Origin of the sequence: Azospirillum picis (assembly GCF_017876115.1) — a bacterium.
Lineage (GTDB): Bacteria > Pseudomonadota > Alphaproteobacteria > Azospirillales > Azospirillaceae > Azospirillum > Azospirillum picis.
Window position 1 is genome coordinate 41,775 of the sequence record NZ_JAGINO010000006.1, and the last position, 19,249, is coordinate 61,023.

Here is a 19,249-nt window from a genome sequence, read left to right on the forward strand (position 1 = left end):
GCCCTCGTCCCGCTCCCCGGTTGCCGGAGATGTCTTGCGGGGGTGTGCGGGCACACCAATCACGATTGCGGACTGGCCGGACGGCCCGCTCTTGGCGACGGGTCCATTCCGGAACTCGGCGCGGATGCCGACAATCGCTCGGAGTTCGATTGTCCCGATTTAGGAATGCCAGATATCTAATCTGGTATACCAAAGCCGGGAACAAAAATCCCCTCCAAAAGATGGTCGGGCTCCGCGATTTCTCCTTTGATCAAATAAAACCTGCCGAACATGCCCTCTTCGGTGTCGGGTCCACCATCCCATGGGTGGCCCTATGCTCCGTTTCGATCCACGTTCTTGAAAAAAAGCCGTGCCGGTACCTGCACGGCCCCCTCAAACGAGGGTGTGCAGTCAAAGGAGATAGTAAGATGCCGCCGTTTCCATATAGGAACCGCATCGGCGACCCTTGATCATTTACTCGGATTGTTTTGGAACTCAACAGTCCGTTTCGTCTTTCCGCATGATGGAAAAACGATGCCGCACCCCTTGGTGCGCCAAGTTCGGACCACCGGCCCGCAGGCACCGGGTTCGGGAAAAAATGGAACTCGACCGCGCGAGGGGTATAGCGGCGGCCGGGCCTACTGCGGTGGTGGGAGCGGAGGCGATGGCGGGAGCGGTCGTCGGCGGTGCCGGGGATCAGGCGGTCCGGCGGACCGTCAGGAAGGCGACGCGGGTATCGCCGTAGCGACGTTCGTCGACCTGCACAATGCCGTCGGGCAACGGAAGCGGATCACGGTCGGCCACCTCGACCACCGCGAGCGCCTCGTCGGCGAGCCAACCGGCCTTCAGCAGCCCGTCCAGCGCGCGCGGCGCCAGCCCCTGGCCATAGGGGGGATCGAGGAAGGCGAGCGTGCAGGCCCGCGGTGCCGGCGGCGGGCGGGTAGCATCCGCGCGCAGCACCAATGCATTGCCGGCTTCGGCGAGCGCGGCAAGGTTGGCGCGCACGGCGTCCAGCGCCGGCCGGCCGATGTCGAGGAAGCCGCACCAGGCGGCCCCGCGCGACATCGCCTCCAGCCCCAGCGCGCCGGTGCCGCAGAAAGCGTCGACGACCGCCGCGCCGTCGAGGTCGGGCGCCCAGTCGGCGTGGGCGAGGATGTTGAAGATGGCCTGCCGCGTACGGTCGGTGGTGGGCCGGGTGTCGCGGCCGGCAGGCGCGGCCAGGCTGCGGCCGCGGTGCTTACCGCCGACGATCCGCACGCGGGCGCTCCGTCCGGCCACCGGCCTTGGCTCCCGGCTTCGCGCCGCCGGTAGCGGCCGGGCCGGCCTTGGAACCGTCGGGCTTGCCGCCCCTGCCGCCACGCGGACCGGCGCCGTCGATGGACTTAGGTCCCGGCTTCGGTCCCGGCTTGGCGGACATCGTCCCGGACGGCTTGCCAACCGGCTTTCCCGCAGGCTTCCCCTGCGGCTTGGGACCAGCCTCTCCGGGCTTCCTCGCCGACTTTGTGGCAGGTTTGGCGGCGGCCGGCTTGCCGCCCGCCTTGGCGGACAGCGACAGGGTGCTGCGGCGGGCAGGCGCGGCATCCTCGCCCTTGCGGGCGGCTTCCGCCTCGTGCCGCTTGGCCGCGGTGCGCGGCGGGCGCTTGGTCTCCGGCTTGGCCGCGGCCTTCATGGGAGCCTTCGCGGGGGCTCCGGCCGCCCCGGCCCTGGCCGAGGATGCCTTTTCCGAATCGGCCCGTGCCTTGGCACGCTGCTTGGTCGCCGATTCCGCCGGCTCCGCCGGCTCCTGCGCGGTGAAGAATGGGGCGATCTGCTCGCGGACGACGCGCTTGGGCACCTCCTCGACCGCCCCCTCCTCCAGCTTGCCGAGCTGGAAGGGACCATAGGCGACGCGGATCAGCCGGTTCACCTGGAGGCCGAGCGCCTCCATGACCTTGCGGATCTCGCGGTTCTTGCCTTCCTTCAGGCTGACGGTCAGCCAGGCGTTGCGGCCCTGGACGCGGTCGAGCACGGCCTCGATCGGGCCGTACTTCACGCCTTCGATGGTCGGCCCCTTGGCGAGGCCGGCAAGCTGCGCCTCGTCGACCTCGCCGAACACGCGCACGCGATAGCGGCGGGTCCAGCCGGTGGCGGGCAGCTCCAGGAAGCGCGCCAGTTCGCCATCGTTGGTCAGCAGCAGCAGGCCTTCCGTCGTCAGGTCGAGGCGGCCGATGGAGACCACCCGCGGCAGATCCTCCGGCAGGCGGTCGAAGACGGTCTCGCGTCCCTTCTCGTCGCGCGCGGTGGTGACCAGCCCGGACGGTTTGTGATAGCGCCACAGGCGCGACGGCTCCGGTTCCGGAACGACCTTGCCGTCGACCTGGACGATGTCGCCGGGATGCACCACGCAGGCCGGGCTGTCCAGGACGCGGCTGTTGACCGAGACGCGGCCCTCGGCGATCCAGCGCTCTGCGTCGCGGCGCGAGCAGAGGCCGGCACGTGCCAGGCGCTTGGCGATGCGTTCACCGCCATCTGCGGCGGAGTCGGATTTCTTGGCGGTATCGGAGCGGTCCATGGCCGGACCATAGGGCCTGGGCGCGCCGCCCGCAACACGAGACCCGTGGGAGGGCGCCGGAATCCGGTTGACGCCGCCGACGGGCGGTTGGCACCCTGCCCGCCCATGCCGCCCCCGCCCTATATGGACCTTGCCTTCGCCGCCGCCGAGGCCGCCGCCGCACGCGGCGAGGTGCCGGTCGGCGCCGTCCTGGTGGACCCGGTCGCCGGACGCGTGCTGGCCGCCGCCGGCAACCGCACCGAGGAACTGTGCGACCCCTCGGCCCATGCCGAGCTGCTGGCGATCCGGGAAGCCTGCGCCGCCCGCGGGCAGCCCCGCCTTCCAGGCTGCGACCTCTACGTGACGCTGGAGCCCTGTGCCCTGTGCGCCGCGGCGATCAGCTTCGCACGGCTGCGCCGCGTCTATTACGGTGCCTATGACCCGAAGGGGGGCGCCGTCGATCATGGGCCGCGCTTCTTCACGCAGCCGACCTGCCACCACGCCCCCGAGGTCTACAGCGGCATCGGCGAGACGCGGGCGGGAGCATTGCTGCGCGACTTCTTCCGGGACCGGCGCTGACCGGCAATATTGGAATTTAGTTTCTCGCTCGCGGAAATTGGGTTTCGCAGTCCGACATAGTTTAGAAATGCAACCCGGCATGAATAATCCCTACACCCTAAGTCATATCCAACGAATTGCCGGTAAAAAGATTGATCAAACTCGATGTCATTAAGTGTTTCTTTAATCGGACCGCGCAACCATGCCTCCCCGGTATCTCTATACATCAGGAGTTGAGGATGCTGTCGTTCCGCAAACCACAGGACAACCGCGCTGCCGAGGAACTGGCGTTGCTTGGCCGCCATGCCGGCGTCGGGCTGTGGGACGCGGCGATCCACGACGGAGACCCCATGCACGCGCAAAGCCGCTGGCACTGGTCGCCGGAGTTCCGCCGCCTCGTCGGCTTCGACCGCGACGACACCGTGGGCTTCCCGGACCATGTCGATTCATGGGCCGGACGTTTGCATCCCGACGACGCCAAGCCGACCTTCGACGCCTTCATGGCCTGCCTGAACGACCGCAGCGGCCGCACCGGCTACGACGTCAATTACCGCCTCAAGGTGAAGGACGGCAGCTACCGCTGGTTCCGCGCCATCGGCGGCGTCTCCCGCGACGCCAGCGGCCGGGCGCTGCGCGCCTGCGGCTCGCTGATCGACATCGACGCCGAGCGCAACGAGCTGGAGCGGGCGAAGCTGCTCGACCGCCATGCCGGCGTCGGGCTGTGGGACGCGGTCTTCCACGACAGCGACCCCATGCACGCGCAGAGCCGCTGGCACTGGTCGCCGGAGTTCCGCCGCCTCGCGGGCTTCGACCGCGACGACACCGTCGGCTTCCCCAACGGCGTCAGCTCCTGGGCCGACCGGCTGCACCCCGACGACGCCAAGCCGACCTTCGACGCCTTCATGGCCTGCCTGAACGACCGCAGCGGCCGCACCGGCTACGACGTCGACTACCGCCTTAAGATGAAAGACGGCAGATACCGCTGGTTCCGCGCCATCGGCGGCGTGGCCCGCGACGCCAGCGGCCGGGCGCTGCGCGCCTGCGGCTCGCTGATCGACATCGACGCGCAGAAATCGGCGGAGCTGCGCCAGTCGGAGACGGAGGTCGAGCGCCGCCGCATGGTTTCGGGGCTCGCCGAATCGCTGGACAGCGAGGTCGGCTCCGCCGCCGAGCGCGCCACCACCAACGCCCAGACCGTCGCCGCGGCGACCGAGGAGCTGTCGGCCTCGATCTCCGACATCAGCAACCGCGCCACCGAGGCGTCGGGCGCCTCGCTGAAGGCGTCGGAGGAGGCGACGCGCACCAACGCCGCGGTCGAGGCGCTGGTCACCTCGGCCGAGCGGATCGGCGCCATCACCAAGCTGATCAACAGCATCGCCTCGCAGACCAACCTGCTGGCGCTGAACGCGACCATCGAGGCCGCCCGCGCCGGCGAGGCCGGCCGCGGCTTCGCCGTGGTCGCCAACGAGGTGAAGTCGCTGGCCCAGCAGAGCGGCAGCGCCGCCGACGACATCGCCGCCCAGATCGCGGCCGTGCAGCAGGAAGCCCTGCACGCGGTCGACGCCATCCGGCGGATCGGCACCATCGTCACCGACGTGCAGCAGATCTCCACCACCATCGCGGCGGCGGTGTCGCAGCAGGAATCGGCCACCAAGGAGATCGCGCACAGCGTCACCCGCGTGGTCCGCGACATCGAGGTGGTGTCCCAGAACATCACCACCGCGTCGGAGCGGCTGCGCGCCTGACGCCGGAATGAAAAAGGGGGCGCATCGCTGCGCCCCCATTCCCTGAACGCCGCGACCTTACCGGCCCACCGCCCGCCAGCCGATGTCGCGGCGGCAGAAGCCCTCCGGCCAATCCAGCGCGTCGACCGCCTCGTAGGCCGCCGCCTGCGCTTCCGCCACCGTCGGGGCCAGCGCCGTGACGCCCAGCACGCGGCCGCCGGTGGACAGCACGCGGCCGTCCTCGGCACGCCTGGTGCCGGCATGGAAGACGGTGACCCCGTCGACCGCGCCGGCCTTGTCCAGGCCTCGGATCTCGCTGTTCTTCACATAGTCGCCGGGATAGCCGTTGGCGGCCATCACCACGCACAGCGCGGTCTGGTCGTGCCAGCGCAGGTCGATGCTGTCGAGCACGCCGTCGGCCGCCGCGACCAGCGCCGCCAGCGCATCGGACTTCAGCCGCATCATCAGCGTCTGGCATTCCGGGTCGCCGAAGCGGACGTTGAACTCCAGCGTCTTCGGCACCGGGCCGTCCGGCGTGGCCATGATCATCAGGCCGGCGAACAGCACGCCCTTGAAGGGCTTGCCTTCCGCCGCCATGCCCTTGACCGTTGGCAGGATGATCTCGCGCATCACGCGGTCCTGCAGCCCGGGGGTCAGAGCCGGGGCGGGAGAATAGGCGCCCATGCCGCCGGTGTTGGGGCCGGTGTCGCCGTCGCCCACCGCCTTGTGGTCCTGGGCCGAGGCCAGCGGCAGCGCGTTCTCGCCGTCGCACAGCGCGAAGAAGCTGACCTCCTCGCCGTCCAGGAACTCCTCGACCACCACCTCGGCACCGGCGGCGCCGAATCGGCCGCCGACCAGCGCGTCGTCGATGGCGTCGAACGCCTCCTGCTCGCTGCGGGCGACGGTGACGCCCTTGCCGGCGGCCAGGCCGTCGGCCTTCACCACGATCGGCGCGCCATGCCTGCGGACATAGGCCTTGGCGGCCTCCGCGTCCTTGAAGCGCTCGTAGAAGGCGGTGGGCACCCCGTACTTCGCCAGGATGTCCTTCATGAAGCCCTTCGAGCCCTCGAGCTCCGCCGCGGCGGCACTGGGGCCGAACGCCCTGACGCCGAGCGCCGCCAGCCGATCGACCAGGCCCAGCACCAGCGGCCCTTCCGGGCCGACGACGACGAAGTCGATGGCGGTGTCCTGGACGAAGCGGACCAGCGCCTCGACATCCTCCGAGCCGATGGGGACCAGCGTGGCGACGTCGGCGATGCCGGCGTTGCCCGGCGCGCAGAAGAGCGCGTCGCACAGCGGCGAGTTGGAGATGGCCCAGCAGAGCGCGTGCTCACGACCGCCCGATCCGACGACGAGGACTTTCATGGGGAGGCGCTCCTTCCGCCTTGTTGCAAGCTGCGCGCCTTGTATCATGGCCGCACCCCAACTCAAGAGCGCCATGACCTACGATTCCGACTCCTCGCCCCTGATCGCCCCGGAGCCGCGGCCGGGCTCCAACCTTCCGGAATTCACCGTGGGCGACCTCGCCCGCCGGCTGAAGCGCAGCATCGAGGAGGAATTCGGCTTCGTCCGCGTCCGCGGCGAGATCAGCCAGCCGAAGAAGCACAGCTCCGGCCACTGCTACATGCGCCTGAAGGACGATACGGCGGTGATCGAGGCGGTGTGCTGGCGCGGCACGGTGGCCAAGCTGGCGGTCAAGCCGGAGGAGGGCCTGGAGGTCATCGTCACCGGACGGATGACCACCTATCCCGGCCGCTCGCAATACCAGCTTGTCATCGAGTCGATGGAACTGGCCGGCGAAGGCGCGCTGCTGAAGATGCTGGAGGAGCGCAAGCGGCGGCTGGCGGCGGAGGGGCTGTTCGATCCCGGCCGCAAGAAGCGCATCCCCTTCCTGCCCGACGTGATCGGCGTCGTCACCTCGCCGACCGGCGCCGTCATCCGCGACATCCTGCACCGGCTGAACGACCGCTTCCCGCGCCATGTCCTGCTGTGGCCGGTGGCGGTCCAGGGCGAGCGCGCGGCGGCCGAGGTGACGGCGGCCATCGAGGGCTTCAACCGCATCCAGCCGGGCAGCGGCCGGGTGCCGCGCCCCGACCTGATCATCGTGGCGCGCGGCGGCGGCTCGCTGGAGGACCTGATGGCCTTCAACGAGGAGAACGTCGTCCGCGCGGCGGCGGCCAGCGCCATCCCGCTGATCTCCGCGGTCGGGCACGAGACCGACACCACGCTGATCGACTTCGCGTCGGACCTGCGCGCACCCACCCCGACCGCCGCCGCCGAGATGGCGGTGCCGGTGCGCGGCGAGCTGATGGCCCAGATCCTGGACGACGAGCGCCGGCTGCTCGCCTGCGCCTCGCGCGCCGTGGAGGATCGCCGCAACCGTGTGGAGGGGCTGGCCCGCGGGCTGGGCGATCCCCGCGCCCTGCTGGAGGGGCACGCCCAGCGGCTGGACGACCGGGCGGAGCGCCTGAACCTGGCGGCGGCCTCCCTGCTGGAACGGCGGCGCACCCGCGTCGGCGAGCTGGCCGCCAAGCTGCGCCACCCGCGCGAGAAGCTGGCCCAGGCGGACCAGAAGCTGGCGTCGGAGAGCCGCGCCTTCGACGCGGCGCTGCGCCATGCGGTGACCACCGCCGGCGGGCGCTTCGACCGCATCGCCGGCCGGCTGTCGCTGACCCCGGCGCGGGTGAAGCTGGCCGATGGCGAGCGCCGCGTCGCCGACCTGGCGCCCCGCCTCGACCGCAGCCATGCCAAGGGGGTCGCCGACAAGGCGGCGAAGCTGGCGTCGCTTGGCCAACTGCTGGAAAGCTACAGTTACAAGGGCGTGCTGGCCCGCGGCTTCGCCCTGGTCGAGGACCGCGACGGCCGCCCGGTCACCCGGCCGGACCAGGCGACGCCGGGCCTGGAGGTCAACATCGTCTTCGCCGGCGACGCCAAGGTGGCCGCGACCATCGACGGCGGCACCCCCAGGACGGAGGCGAAGCCGGAGAAGAGGGCCGAGCCCCGCAAGCCGCGGGTGGTTCCGGTGCAGGGCACCCTGTTCTGAGCACGGAACCGGGCCGGCCCGTGCGGCCGGCCGCTGCCCTGTGTCGCAGGCGGCGGCCCCTTCCCAGGCCGCACCCGTCGGGGCTAAAGCCATCAGCTCCACAAGGCTCGCTCCACAGGATTCGCTCCGCGATCCCGGACGCGACGTCTCCTGCGATGGCTGATCGATGACACGTGTCCCGCGCGACTGCGACGTCCTGGTGATCGGGGGCGGGAACGCGGCGCTCTGCGCCGCCATTTCCGCCCGCCGCTCGGGTGCCGCCGTCACCCTGCTGGAGGGGGCGCCCAGGGCGCTGCGCGGCGGGAACGCCCGCCATTCCCGCAATTTCCGCGTCATGCATCCCGGCCCGACGCCCTGGACCAGGGGCAGCTATCCGGCGGAGGACTACCGGTCCGACCTGGACGCCGTAACGGATGCCGCGACGGGCGCTGCCGCCGACGGGACGCTGGCACGCATGCTGATCGCCGACTCCGCCGGGATCATCGACTGGATGGGCCGGAACGGCGTGCGGTTCCAGAGCGGCGCCGACGACTGCCTGCCCCATTCCCGGAAGACCGCCTTCTTCCTCGGCGGCGGGAAGGCGCTGGTGAATGCGCTCTACACCACCGCCGAAGGGCTGGGCGTCGCCATCCATTATGACAGCGAGGCCTGCGCCCTCCACCTGAAGGACGGGCTGCCGTCCGTCACGGTCGGGCATCCCAAGGGCTTGCAGGTGGTCCGGGCACGGGCGGTGGTCGTCGCGTCCGGCGGCTTCCAGGCGAACCGCGGCTGGCTTCGCGACGAGTGGGGCGAGGCGGCCGACGGCTTCGTGATCCGCGGCACGCCCCACGCGACCGGCACCATGCTGAAGGCGTTGCTGGCGGAGGGCGCGCAGCCGGTGGGTGCCGCCGGCCACTGCCACATGGTCGCCGTGGACGGCCGCTCTCCCGGATTCGACGCAGGCATCGTCACCCGGCTGGACGGCATCCCCCACGGCATCGTGGTGAACCGCGACGGCCGCCGCTTCGCCGACGAGGGATCCCACACCGGACCGACGCGCTTCTCGGTGTGGGGAGACCGCGTGGCCCGCTGTCCGGGGGGCGTCGCCTTCTCGATCTTCGACGCGGCGAGCGAGGCCCGCTTCCGCCCGTCCATCTTCCCGGCGATCCGGGCGGACGGCATCGGCGAGCTGGCGGGGAAGCTGGGCATCGACCCGGCGGCGCTGGAGGCCACGGTCGGCAGCTTCAACGCGGCATTGGGGAGTGGCGGGATCGGTGCCGATGGCTTTGCGATGGGCACCGAGCCGCCGAAGACGCGGCTCGCCGCGCCACTCCTTGTTCCTCCCTTCGGGGCCTACCCGGTGCGGGCCGGCGTCACCTCCACCTGCCTCGGCATCCGGGTCGACGGCAAGGCGCGGGTCCTGCGGGACGGCGGGCAGCCCATCTGCGGCGTGTTCGCGGCGGGCGTGATCATGGCGCCCAACATCCTCGGCCGGGGCTACCTGGCAGGCAGCGCCATGTCGATCGGGGCGGTGTTCGGGCGGATCGCCGGCCGGGAGGCGGCGGCCCATGCCCTGCACTGAGGACCACCCGGAGGACATCGCGGCGGACATTATGGCCGAGGCGCGGCGGGCGCTGGAGATCTGCAACGCCTGCCAGTACTGCAACGGCTACTGCGCGGTGTTCCGGACGCTGAAGGCGCGGCGGCAGGTCGGCACGGCCGACCTGCTCTTCCTGGCGAACCTCTGCCACAACTGCCGGTCCTGCTACCACGCCTGCCAATACGCGCCGCCGCACGCCTTCGGCGTCAACCTGCCGAAGAGCCTCAGCCTGGTCAGGCAGCGGTCCTACCGCGACCATGCCTGGCCGCCGCTGCTGCGGCGACGCCTGCGCTATACCGGCAGGGCGGTCGTCATCGCCACCCTGCTGGCGGTGGAGGTCCTGACGCTGGCGGCGATCCTGGCGGTTCCGGCAGGGACGCTGCTTGGACGGCATTCCGGCCCCGGCGCCTTCTACCGGGTGGTGCCGTGGGAGGTGATGGCCGGCGTGGCCGGGATCGTGATGCTGTGGTCGCTGCTCGCCATCGCCCTCAGCGTCGCCGCCTTCTGGCGCGGCATGGGGCCGGCACCGGCCGGGGTGTCGCTGCCGGCGGCGCTGCGGGACACGGTGCTGGATGTCCTGACCCTGCGCAACCTGGGCGGTGGCGGGGCCGGATGCTATGGACGGGAGGGCGGCCGGGAGGGCGGCCTCTCGCAGACGAGGCGACGGTTCCACCATGCGCTGTTCTACAGCGTGGCGCTCTGTTTCGCGTCCACCGCCGTCGCCACGCTCTACGACCATCTGTTCGGCTGGCAGGCGCCCTACCCGGTCCTGAGCCTCCCGGTGCTGCTGGGCAGCCTGGGCGGGGGCGGCATCATGGCCGGCACGGCCGGACTCGCCCTGTTGAAGCGCCGGGCCGACCCCGTGCCGGTTGCGGCGAGCGTGACCGGGGGCGATCGGGCGTTCCTGCTCGTTCTGTTCCTGGCGGCGGCCAGCGGACTGGCCCTGCTGGCGCTGCGCGGGACGGCGGCGATGGGACCGCTGCTGCTGACCCATCTCGGCATCGTGCTCGGTGTCTTCGCGACGCTGCCTTACGGCAAATTCCTGCACGCTCCGTTCCGGGTCGCCGCCCTGCTGCGGGCGGCGATGGAACGGAACGCCGGCTCCCGCACCCGTCCCCCCGCCTGAGGCGGCGGCACGGCCGGGATTGCCAGCCGCGCCTCAGACCGTTCCGCCGAAGCTCCAACGCAGGGTTTCGCCACTGCGGAAGGGCAGGACGGCGTCGCCTTCGCTGACCAGGATGAGGTCCGGGGCGACCGACGGGCGGCGTTCCAGGACCACGCGCTCCTCGCTGACCGGCAGGTTGTAGAATCGCGGGCCGTTCAGGCTGGCGAACGCCTCCAGCTTGTCGAGCGCGCCGGCGTCCTCGAACGCCTCGGCATAGACTTCCAGCGCGTTGGCGGCGGTGAAGCAGCCGGCGCAGCCGCAGGCCGCCTCCTTGGCCGTCACCGTGTGCGGGGCGGTGTCGGTGCCCAGGAAGAACGGCCCGTCGCCGGAGGTCGCCGCCTCGACCAGCGCCACCCGGTGCGTCTCGCGCTTGGCGATCGGCAGGCAGTACAGGTGCGGGCGGATGCCGCCCTGGAAGATGTGGCTGCGGTTGATCAGCAGATGGTGCGCGGTGATGGTGGCGCCGATGCGGCCGCTGGCGGCATGGGCACGCACGAACTGCACCGCCTCGGAGGTCGTCACATGCTCCAGCACCACCCGCAGGGTCGGATGGCGCTCCAGCAGCGGCGCCAGGATGCTGTCGATGAACACCGCCTCGCGGTCGAAGATGTCGACGGACTGGTCGGTGACCTCGCCATGGATCAGCAGCGGCATGCCGATCTCCGCCATGCGCTCCAGAACCGGGGCGATGCGGGCGATGTCGGTGACGCCATGGGCGCTGTTGGTGGTGGCGTTGGCCGGATAGAGCTTGGCCGCCGCGAACACCCCGTCGGCGAAGCCGCGGGCCAGATCCCCGGCATCGGTGCCGTCGGTCAGGTAGGCGGTCATCAGCGGGGTGAAGGACACGCCGTCCGGCAGCGCCGCCAGGATGCGCCCGCGGTAGGCGTCGGCGTCGGCGGTGGTGGTCACCGGCGGCTTCAGGTTCGGCATCACGATCGCGCGGCCGAACTGGCGGGCGGTGAAGGGCAGCACCGCCTTCAGCATGGCGCCGTCGCGCAGGTGAACGTGCCAGTCGTCGGGGCGGCGGATGACAATACGGTCGAACGGCATGGATCGAGGTCCCGGCGCTGGGAGTGAAGAGGCGATGGAAGACTGACCGAGGTTCTATCGCCAACGCCGCCGCATCTCAACAGAACCGACCCGACGTGCCTTGCGCCTGCGCGCCCAGGGCAAAGGCGCCGTCGCGTCCTGCCGGCCCGGAAAAGTCCACCTGGACCGCTTCCCCAACCGCCGGCCGGCGTTGGCGGATGGAGAGCGCGATCCGGGTGGACGGGTTTGCCGGATGGCCTTACTGGATGGTGGTCGAGGTCTTCACGCCCAGGATGCCGTCGATCTTGGCGGCCTGCTCGGCGGTCACCGGCTTGCCGCCGATGGCGGCGAGCTGCTGGCGGGCCTCGGCCACCGCCTTGTCGCGAGCGGCGCCGTCCTTCAGCGCATGGGCGGCCAGGATTTGCTCATGATACTTGCCGAGCTGGACCGAAAGCTGCTCGGTCGGCTTGGCGCCCAGTTCCTTGGCGACGGCATCGGCCTGCGCCTTGGTCACCTCGGCCTTCGGCGTCGCGGCGACCTGCTGATGCTGTTGCTTGGTGGCGGGAGCGGCCTGGCCCTGGGTTTCGGTCCTCGCCCCCTCGGCCTTGGTGACGGACTTGCCCTCCGCCTTCTGATCGGCTTTCTGCTCGACCTTGGGCGCCGGGGTGGCGGTGGTGGAGTCGGTCGTCGCGGCCGGGGCGGGTGCGGTCGGGCTGGCCGGAACGATCGTCGCGGCGCCGGCGGCACCGGCGGCCAGCATCGGGGCCGCCGCCACCAGGGCAGCAAACGCAAAGGTCGAAACGGACGAACGGATACGCGACCCGAAGACGGTGCCGGACATTTGGTTTCTCCATTTCGGTGAGCGATCCTCGTTGCGGGATCGTGCTTAGATGAACGTGGCCTCCCGCCGCTTCATTCCACGTCCTTGCGAAAATTTCCGGCCCTTGCCGAATTTTTTCCGGCCGCTTTTTGGCCACAGGTGACGCGACCGGCGAAAGGGGCTAGAAAACGCACGCTTTTCCCATCCAGCCCGGACCCTTCCGATGAGCCTGATCACGCCCCGCACCCCGCCCGGAACGATGGAACTGCTGCCGCGCCAGCAGGTGGCCTTCCAGCGCATGCTGGACACGATCCGCCGCGGCTACGAACGGTTCGGCTTCGTCCCCGTCGAAACCCCGGTGTTCGAGACGGTGGACACGCTGCTGACCAAGTCGGGCGGCGAGACGGAGAAGCAGGTCTATTTCGTGCAGTCGACCGGCGCCATCCAGCAGGGCAACAAGCCGGAGCTGGCCTTGCGCTTCGACCTGACGGTGCCGCTCGCCCGCTATGTGGCGGAGCATGAGCGCGACCTCGCCTTTCCCTTCCGCCGCTACCAGATCCAGCGGGTCTACCGCGGCGAGCGGGCGCAGCGCGGGCGCTTCCGCGAATTCTACCAGTGCGACATCGACGTGATCGGCAAGGACAGCCTGTCCGCCCATTACGACGCCGAGATCCCGGCGGTCATCCATCACGTCTTCACCGAGCTGGATTTCGGCGGCTTCACCATCAACGTGAACAACCGCAAGATCCTGCTGGGCCTGCTGGACGGGCTGGGCGTCGCCGACGCCGACACCCGCGTGCTGGTGCTGCGCGAGATCGACAAGCTCGACAAGATCGGCCGCGACAAGGTGCGCGAGAGCCTGCTCGGCCTCGGCGTGGGCGAGCGGGCCGCGGACACCATCCTGTCGCTGATCGACATGAAGGGCACCAATGCAGAGACGCTGGCGGCGCTCGGCGCGCTGGACATCGAGAACGCCACCTTCCGCGAGGGCGTCGGCGAGCTGACCACCGTCATCGAGGGGCTGAGCGCTTTCCAGGTGCCGGACGGCACGGTCCGCATCAACCTCGCCATCGCGCGCGGGCTCGACTACTACACCGGCACCGTCTACGAAACCTTCCTGAACGACCATCCCGGCATCGGCTCGGTCTGCTCGGGCGGCCGGTACGAGAACCTCGCCAGCCACTACACCAAGTCGAAGCTGCCGGGCGTCGGCATCTCGATCGGCGCCACCCGGCTGTTCTACCAGCTTATGGAGGCCGGCATCATCAAGGACGCCGCCCCCACCGCCCAGGTGCTGGTGACGCAGATGGACCCGTCGCTGTCGGCCGATTATTTCCGCATGGCCAGCGAGCTGCGCGCCGCAGGCATCAACACGGAAATCCAGCTCGACGGCGGCAAGATCGCCAAGCAGATGAAGTATGCCGACCGCGCCGGCATCCCGGTGGTCCTGCTGATGGGCTCCGACGAGAAGGCGCGCGGCACCGCGACCCTGAAGCACCTCGTGAAGGGCGAGCAGGTCGAGGTGCCGCTCGCCGAGCTGGCGGCGCAGGCGAAGGCGCTGCTGGAAGGCTGAACAGGCACGCCCTTAATCTTCGATTTACCATGACGCCCCTATCGTTCCGACCTGGGCCGAAGCTTGTCGGGCGGTAAGGGACACGCATCCGGTATGGCGAAGGGGTGGGTTCAAGGATGGATGCGGGCCGGACGCTGGGCACGGCGGGCGACGATCGGCGCCGCGCTGGCGACCACCGTCGCGGCTGCCGGGTTCACCGGCTGGCGCGAGATGGAAACCTCCCGCCTCCAGGCCCGCCTGCTGTCCGGCTACGCGCAGTCGATGACCGTGACCCTGCGCGACGGCCCCAACCCGGACACCCGCTATCCCCGCCAGGGCCCCTACAATGAACGGCTGGGCTACACCGCCCTGCCCGGCTACCTGGACGCGCTGACCCGCGACCTCTACAGCGTCGAGCAGCAGGCCGTGGCTTCGCCGGCGCTGGACCGCTTCATGGCCGGCGGCGGCTTTCCGATCTATCGGGAAAAGACGCAGGCCGGGCTGACCCTGCTCGACCGCAACGGCGCCCCCATGTATGCGGCGCGTTACCCGGAACGGGTGTTCGACGGCTTCGACGACGTGCCGCCGCTGGTCGCCGATACCCTGCTGTTCATCGAGAACCGCGAGCTGCTGAACGAGGACCAGCCCCGGCGCAACCCGGCGGTGGAATGGGACCGGTTCGGTGCCGCGGTGGCGATGCTGCCGCTGCAGGTGCTCCGCCCCGGCCAGCGCTCGCCCGGCGGCTCGACCCTCGCCACCCAGATCGAGAAGTACCGCCATTCGCCCGACGGCCAGACCACCGGCAGCGTCGAGAAGCTGCGCCAGATGATCTCGGCCAGCGTCCGCGCCTACCGCGACGGCGAGGACACCGGCGCGGCACGCCGGCGCATCCTGGTCGACTACCTGAACTCCACCCCGCTGACCGGGCGGGCGGGCTACGGCGAGGTCAACGGGCTCGGCGACGGGCTATGGGCCTGGTTCGGCACCGACCTGTCGATCGCCAAGCGGGTGCTGGCCGAACCGTCGGCCGACGGACGCGGCCTGAAGCTGAAGGCGTTGGCCTACAAGCAGGTCCTGGCGCTCCTGCTCGCCCAGCGGCGGCCCTCCCATTACCTGATCCAGGACCGCCCGGCGCTCGACCGGCTGGCCGACGCCCACTTGCGGGCGCTCGCCCAGGCCGGCGTGATCGACCCGGGGCTGCGCGACGCGGCGCTGGCGATGCCGCTCGCCTTCCGCGACGACCTGCCGGCGGCTCCGGCCGCCTCCTTCGTCGAGCAGAAGGCGACCAACGCCATCCGCGCCCGGCTGCTGGCGATGCTGGGGGTGCCGGGCCTCTACCAGCTCGACCGCCTGGACCTCACCGCGCAATCCACGCTGGACGCCGCGGCCCAGGCGCGGGTGGTGGAGGTGCTGGGCAGGCTGGGCCAGCCGGACTTCGCCCGCTCGCTCGGCCTCACCGGCGAACGGCTGCTGGACGCCCGCAACAACGACCTGTCGAAGATCGTCTATTCGATCGCCCTGTTCGAGCGCGGGCCGGAGGCCAACTACCTGCGCGTCCAGGCTGACAACCTGGACCAGCCGCTGGACATCAACGAAGGGGCGAAGCTCGATCTCGGCTCGACCGCCAAGCTGCGCACGCTGACGACCTACCTGGAGATCGTGGCGGAACTGCACAGCCGCTATGCCCATCTGCCCAAGGAGTTGCTGGGCGACGTCGGCGAGGAGGCGTCGGACACCCTGACGCGCTGGGCGACCGCCTGGCTGGCCGCCGCCGCCGACCGCGGGCTGCCGGCCATGCTGGAGGCGGCGATGGAGCGGCGCTATTCCGCCAGCCCCGGCGAGGTGTTCTTCACCGGCGGCGGCCAGCACAGCTTCGTCAACTTCAACAAGGACGACAACGGCCGCATCCTGACCGTACAGGAGGCGTTGCGGAACAGCGTCAACCTGCCCTTCATCCGGCTGATGCGCGACATCGTGCAGTTCTACATGGACGAGGGGGCCGACGACGGCGCCGACATCCTGAAGGACCCCAACCATCCCGCGCGCGAGGCCTATCTCGCCCGCTTCGCCGACCGCGAAGGGTCGGACTTCCTGAACCGCTTCTACAACGGCTACCGCGGCAAGAGCCCGGACGAGGCGCTGGCCCGGCTGGCCGCCCGGTCCCGCCCGGTGCCGCACCGGCTGGCGGTGATCTTCCGCAGCGTCCGGCCGGAGGCCGGGCTGGCGGAATTCTCGGCCTTCCTCCGCGCCCGGCTGCCGGATGCATCCCTGTCGGAGGGCGAGCTGTCGGCGCTCTACGCCAAGTACGGGGCGGACCGCTTCCCGCTCAACGACCGTGGATACCTCGCCCGCGTCCATCCGCTGGAGCTGTGGCTGGTCGGCTACCTGCAGCAGCATCCCGACGCCAAGCGGGGCGAGGTCTTGGCCGCCAGCGCCAACGAGCGCCAGGAAAGCTACCGCTGGCTGTTCAAGAAGGGCATGGCCGCCCAGAACACCCGCATCCGCATCGGGCTTGAGGAAGAGGCGTTCCAGCGCATCACCGAGCAGTGGCACCGCGTCGGCTATCCGTTCGACACGCTGGTTCCGTCGCTGGCCACCGCCATCGGCAGCTCGGCGGACCGTCCCGCGGCGCTGGCCGAGCTGGTCGGGCTGATCCTGAACGACGGCGTGCGCCAGCCGATCGTGAAGATCCGGTCGCTGCACTTCGCCGCCGGCACCCCCTACGAGGCGAAGCTGGGGCTGGGGCCGCTGAAGGGCGAGCGCGTGCTGCATCCGGAGGTCTGCGCCACCCTCCGCCGCGCCCTGACGGACGTGGCGCAGAACGGCACGGCCAAGCGGGTATGGGGCGCCTTCAAGGACGCGGCCGGCAACCCGGTCGTGATGGGTGGCAAGACCGGAACCGGCGACCACCGGCTGGACCGTTGGGGGCCGGGCGGCGTGCTGCTGGAATCGAAGGCGGTGAACCGCACGGCCACCTTCGTCTTCTTCATCGGCGACCGCTTCTTCGGCACCATGACCGCCTTCGTCCATGGCCCGGAGGCCGACGACTACCGCTTCACCAGCGCCCTGCCCGCCCAGTTGCTGAAGAGCCTGGCCCCGGCGCTCCAGCCGCTGATCGACCAGGGCGCCACCCGCACCGCCGACACCCGGGTGGCTCCGGCGGGGCTCTGAGGCCGGAGCGCCGCCCGGCGGCTCCTTCCGCCCCTCTTTGCGCCCCGCTTTTCCTTGACGCGCCCCACCGATTGACGTAAGCACCCCGCGCACGCGTCGGCACCCCTGGAGGCCGGCGCCCTTTTCGTTTTGGAGTATCACCATGTCCAAGATCATTCCGCTCGGCGCTGAGACGCGCGAACGGGCCGGCAAGGGGACCGCCCGCCAGACCCGCCGTGACGGCCGCATTCCGGCCGTCATCTATGGTGGCAAGCAGGCTCCCGTAACCATTTCGCTCGAGAAGTTCGAGTTCACCCGCGTCCTGCATCAGCCGGGCTTCTTCACGCACCTGTTCGAGGTGACCGTCGACGGCGCCGCCCATCGCGTCCTGCCGCGCGACGTGCAGTTCCACCCGGTGACCGACGTCCCGCTGCATGTCGACTTCCTGCGCGTGTCGACCGACACCCGCATCAGCGTCCAGGTTCCGGTCGAGTTCGTCGACCAGGACAAGTCCGCTGGCCTGAAGCGCGGCGGCGTGCTGAACATCGTCCGCCACGAGCTGGAGCTGAGCTGCCCGGCCGACAGCATCCCCGAGCGCATCACGATCTCGTGCGAGGGCTTCGACGTCGGCGACTCGATCCACATCTCCGCGGTCAAGCTGCCGGAGGGTGTGACCTCGACCATCACCGACCGCGATTTCACCATCGCGACCATCGTGGCCCCGTCGGGCCTGAAGTCGGAAGAGGCCGCCGCTTCCTGACCGGAGCGCCCGTCCTTCGAGGTCCATCCTTCGAGGATGGCTGCAATGGGGGGCTTCGGCCCCCCATTGCATTTGGGCCGAACCGTTCGTGGAGTTTAGGACATGCTGCTTCTGGTCGGACTGGGCAACCCCGGCAACGAGTATGCCCGCAACCGCCACAACATCGGCTTCATGGCGGTGGAGACCATCGCCCAGCGCCACCGCTTCACCCCGTGGAAGAAGCGTTTCCAGGGCCAGACCGCCGAGGGCGCCGTCGCCGGCGACAAGGTGCTGGCGCTGGAGCCCGCCACCTTCATGAACCTGTCCGGCCAGTCGGTGGTGGCGGCCCTCCAGTTCTACAAGCTGAAGCCCGAGAACGTCGTCGTCATCCATGACGAGCTCGATCTGCCGCCGGGCAAGATCCGCGTGAAGAAGGGCGGCGGCCATGGCGGGCACAACGGCCTGCGCTCCATCGACGCCCATATCGGCAAGGACTACTGGCGCATCCGGCTCGGCATCGGCCATCCCGGCAATAAGGATCTGGTCAGCGGCTATGTCCTGCACGACTTCGCCAAGGCCGACCAGGCCTGGATCGACCCGCTGCTCGACGCCGTCTCCGACAACCTGCCGCTGATCGTCGATGGACAGCCGGAGCTGTTCATGAACAAGGTGACGGTGGCGACGCAGGGGAAGTGAGGCACGGATGCTCGGGCTGGTGATCATCGACGTCCAGAACGCCATCCTCGCCGGCTGCGGCACGCCGGATCGCCAGCCGCAGACCGACCGGGCGCTGGACCAGACCGTCCGGCGCCTGCAAACGGTAAGGGACAGGGCTCGGGCGGCCGGCATTCCGGTCATCATCGTCCAGCACGACGGCCGCGACGGACACAGGCTGGCGGTCGGCACCGACGGCTGGGCCGTCCGCCAGGAAATCGCTCCCGCCGCCGGCGACACCCTCGTCCACAAGACGGAGTGCGACGCCTTCTTCGCGACGGACCTGCACGAGCGGCTGAAGGAACTCGGCGTGGATCACATCGTGGTCGGCGGCTGCATGACGCAGTTCTGCATCGACACGACGGTCCGCCGGGCGGTATCGCTCGGCTACGACGTGACGCTGGTCGCCGACGGCCATACCACCGCCGACAGCGGCGGGCTGCGCCTGGAACAGATCATCGCCCACCACAACATGACCCTGGACGGGTTCGGTGCGGGCGGCCGCCTGGTCGGCGTGCGGCCGGCGGAGGCCATCCGCTTCTGACCATCCGCCCACCTCCGGCGGTTCATCGGGGAGGCGACGGCAGTCCTCCCCCACTTCGCGTTTGCGCTTTGGCCCTTCCCGTAGGATAAAGCGCACCAAATTCCAGCAAATTCCGACGGCGAG

General features: G+C 70.2%; 15 protein-coding genes. 10 read left to right on the forward strand and 5 right to left on the reverse strand.

Going from position 1 to position 19,249, the window contains the following annotated elements; genetic code table 11:
- Positions 1-675: 675 nt before the first annotated feature.
- Together rsmD and J2850_RS32320 are read right to left on the reverse strand one after the other, a co-directional pair.
- On the reverse strand, positions 676-1,236 hold the full coding sequence (gene rsmD / locus J2850_RS10545) for a 16S rRNA (guanine(966)-N(2))-methyltransferase RsmD (RefSeq protein ID WP_307354389.1): 561 nt from the start codon (positions 1,234-1,236) through the stop codon (positions 676-678).
- Complete coding sequence (locus J2850_RS32320) at positions 1,217-2,530, reverse strand: pseudouridine synthase (RefSeq protein WP_209981360.1); 1,314 nt, start codon at positions 2,528-2,530, stop codon at positions 1,217-1,219. The genes rsmD and J2850_RS32320 overlap by 20 nt, the downstream gene beginning before the upstream one ends.
- A gap of 105 nt (positions 2,531-2,635) precedes the next feature.
- On the opposite strand from J2850_RS32320, the gene J2850_RS10555 reads away from it, so the two are divergent.
- Together J2850_RS10555 and J2850_RS10560 are read left to right on the forward strand one after the other, a co-directional pair.
- Positions 2,636-3,088 carry a nucleoside deaminase gene (locus tag J2850_RS10555; protein ID WP_246512975.1) on the forward strand — a complete coding sequence of 151 codons (453 nt, stop codon included), beginning with the start codon at positions 2,636-2,638 and terminating at the stop codon, positions 3,086-3,088.
- Positions 3,089-3,306: 218 nt separating this feature from the next.
- Positions 3,307-4,812, forward strand: coding sequence for a methyl-accepting chemotaxis protein (locus J2850_RS10560; RefSeq protein ID WP_209981363.1), 1,506 nt, complete (start codon positions 3,307-3,309; stop codon positions 4,810-4,812).
- Between the two features lie 57 nt (positions 4,813-4,869).
- Here the strand turns inward: J2850_RS10560 and purD are convergent, their stop codons facing one another.
- Entirely contained in the window at positions 4,870-6,156 is a 1,287-nt protein-coding gene (gene purD / locus J2850_RS10565; protein WP_209981365.1) for a phosphoribosylamine--glycine ligase, read from the reverse strand.
- A gap of 73 nt (positions 6,157-6,229) precedes the next feature.
- Between purD and xseA the strand changes: the two genes are divergently transcribed.
- The 3 genes from xseA to tcuB all read left to right on the forward strand — a co-directional run bounded on the left by xseA (position 6,230) and on the right by tcuB (position 10,539).
- Positions 6,230-7,834, forward strand: coding sequence for an exodeoxyribonuclease VII large subunit (gene xseA / locus J2850_RS10570; protein ID WP_209981367.1), 1,605 nt, complete (start codon positions 6,230-6,232; stop codon positions 7,832-7,834).
- A 166-nt stretch (positions 7,835-8,000) separates the two neighbouring features.
- The gene (gene tcuA, locus J2850_RS10575) at positions 8,001-9,395 is read left to right on the forward strand and encodes an FAD-dependent tricarballylate dehydrogenase TcuA (RefSeq protein WP_209981369.1); all 1,395 of its coding nucleotides are present in this window, start codon (positions 8,001-8,003) and stop codon (positions 9,393-9,395) included.
- On the forward strand, positions 9,382-10,539 hold the full coding sequence (gene tcuB, locus J2850_RS10580) for a tricarballylate utilization 4Fe-4S protein TcuB (RefSeq protein ID WP_209981371.1): 1,158 nt from the start codon (positions 9,382-9,384) through the stop codon (positions 10,537-10,539). The genes tcuA and tcuB overlap by 14 nt, the downstream gene beginning before the upstream one ends.
- Positions 10,540-10,572: 33 nt before the next feature.
- On the opposite strand, the gene pyrC is transcribed toward tcuB, so the two are convergent.
- A complete protein-coding gene (gene pyrC / locus J2850_RS10585) occupies positions 10,573-11,628 on the reverse strand; it encodes a dihydroorotase (protein WP_209981373.1) in 1,056 nt (351 codons plus the stop codon).
- A gap of 238 nt (positions 11,629-11,866) precedes the next feature.
- Entirely contained in the window at positions 11,867-12,448 is a 582-nt protein-coding gene (locus J2850_RS10590; protein ID WP_209981375.1) for a hypothetical protein, read from the reverse strand.
- A gap of 202 nt (positions 12,449-12,650) precedes the next feature.
- Between J2850_RS10590 and hisS the strand changes: the two genes are divergently transcribed.
- The 5 genes from hisS to J2850_RS10615 all read left to right on the forward strand — a co-directional run bounded on the left by hisS (position 12,651) and on the right by J2850_RS10615 (position 19,126).
- Complete coding sequence (gene hisS, locus J2850_RS10595) at positions 12,651-14,000, forward strand: histidine--tRNA ligase (RefSeq protein WP_209981377.1); 1,350 nt, start codon at positions 12,651-12,653, stop codon at positions 13,998-14,000.
- Positions 14,001-14,120: 120 nt separating this feature from the next.
- Positions 14,121-17,150: a transglycosylase domain-containing protein gene (locus J2850_RS10600; protein WP_246512976.1), complete on the forward strand. Its 3,030-nt coding sequence runs from the start codon at positions 14,121-14,123 to the stop codon at positions 17,148-17,150.
- Positions 17,151-17,292: 142 nt separating this feature from the next.
- Complete coding sequence (locus J2850_RS10605; RefSeq protein ID WP_209981380.1) at positions 17,293-17,889, forward strand: 50S ribosomal protein L25/general stress protein Ctc; 597 nt, start codon at positions 17,293-17,295, stop codon at positions 17,887-17,889.
- A 102-nt stretch (positions 17,890-17,991) separates the two neighbouring features.
- Positions 17,992-18,564, forward strand: a complete 573-nt coding sequence (gene pth, locus J2850_RS10610; RefSeq protein ID WP_209981382.1) for an aminoacyl-tRNA hydrolase — start codon at positions 17,992-17,994, stop codon at positions 18,562-18,564.
- 7 nt (positions 18,565-18,571) lie between these two features.
- Entirely contained in the window at positions 18,572-19,126 is a 555-nt protein-coding gene (locus tag J2850_RS10615; RefSeq protein WP_209981384.1) for a cysteine hydrolase family protein, read from the forward strand.
- The last annotated feature ends 123 nt before the right edge of the window (positions 19,127-19,249 follow it).

Bases quoted from the DNA above. Each gene is read 5' to 3' on its own strand.
- tcuA (WP_209981369.1), top strand. From the start codon at position 8,001: ATGACACGTGTCCCGCGCGACTGCGACGTCCTGGTGATCGGGGGCGGG.
- J2850_RS10605 (WP_209981380.1), top strand. From the start codon at position 17,293: ATGTCCAAGATCATTCCGCTCGGCGCTGAGACGCGCGAACGGGCCGGC.
- purD (WP_209981365.1), bottom strand. From the start codon at position 6,156: ATGAAAGTCCTCGTCGTCGGATCGGGCGGTCGTGAGCACGCGCTCTGC.
- J2850_RS32320 (WP_209981360.1), bottom strand. From the start codon at position 2,530: ATGGACCGCTCCGATACCGCCAAGAAATCCGACTCCGCCGCAGATGGC.
- J2850_RS10590 (WP_209981375.1), bottom strand. From the start codon at position 12,448: ATGTCCGGCACCGTCTTCGGGTCGCGTATCCGTTCGTCCGTTTCGACC.
- J2850_RS10615 (WP_209981384.1), top strand. From the start codon at position 18,572: ATGCTCGGGCTGGTGATCATCGACGTCCAGAACGCCATCCTCGCCGGC.
- J2850_RS10560 (WP_209981363.1), top strand. From the start codon at position 3,307: ATGCTGTCGTTCCGCAAACCACAGGACAACCGCGCTGCCGAGGAACTG.
- xseA (WP_209981367.1), top strand. From the start codon at position 6,230: ATGACCTACGATTCCGACTCCTCGCCCCTGATCGCCCCGGAGCCGCGG.
- hisS (WP_209981377.1), top strand. From the start codon at position 12,651: ATGAGCCTGATCACGCCCCGCACCCCGCCCGGAACGATGGAACTGCTG.
- pth (WP_209981382.1), top strand. From the start codon at position 17,992: ATGCTGCTTCTGGTCGGACTGGGCAACCCCGGCAACGAGTATGCCCGC.
- tcuB (WP_209981371.1), top strand. From the start codon at position 9,382: ATGCCCTGCACTGAGGACCACCCGGAGGACATCGCGGCGGACATTATG.
- J2850_RS10555 (WP_246512975.1), top strand. From the start codon at position 2,636: ATGCCGCCCCCGCCCTATATGGACCTTGCCTTCGCCGCCGCCGAGGCC.
- pyrC (WP_209981373.1), bottom strand. From the start codon at position 11,628: ATGCCGTTCGACCGTATTGTCATCCGCCGCCCCGACGACTGGCACGTT.
- J2850_RS10600 (WP_246512976.1), top strand. From the start codon at position 14,121: ATGCGGGCCGGACGCTGGGCACGGCGGGCGACGATCGGCGCCGCGCTG.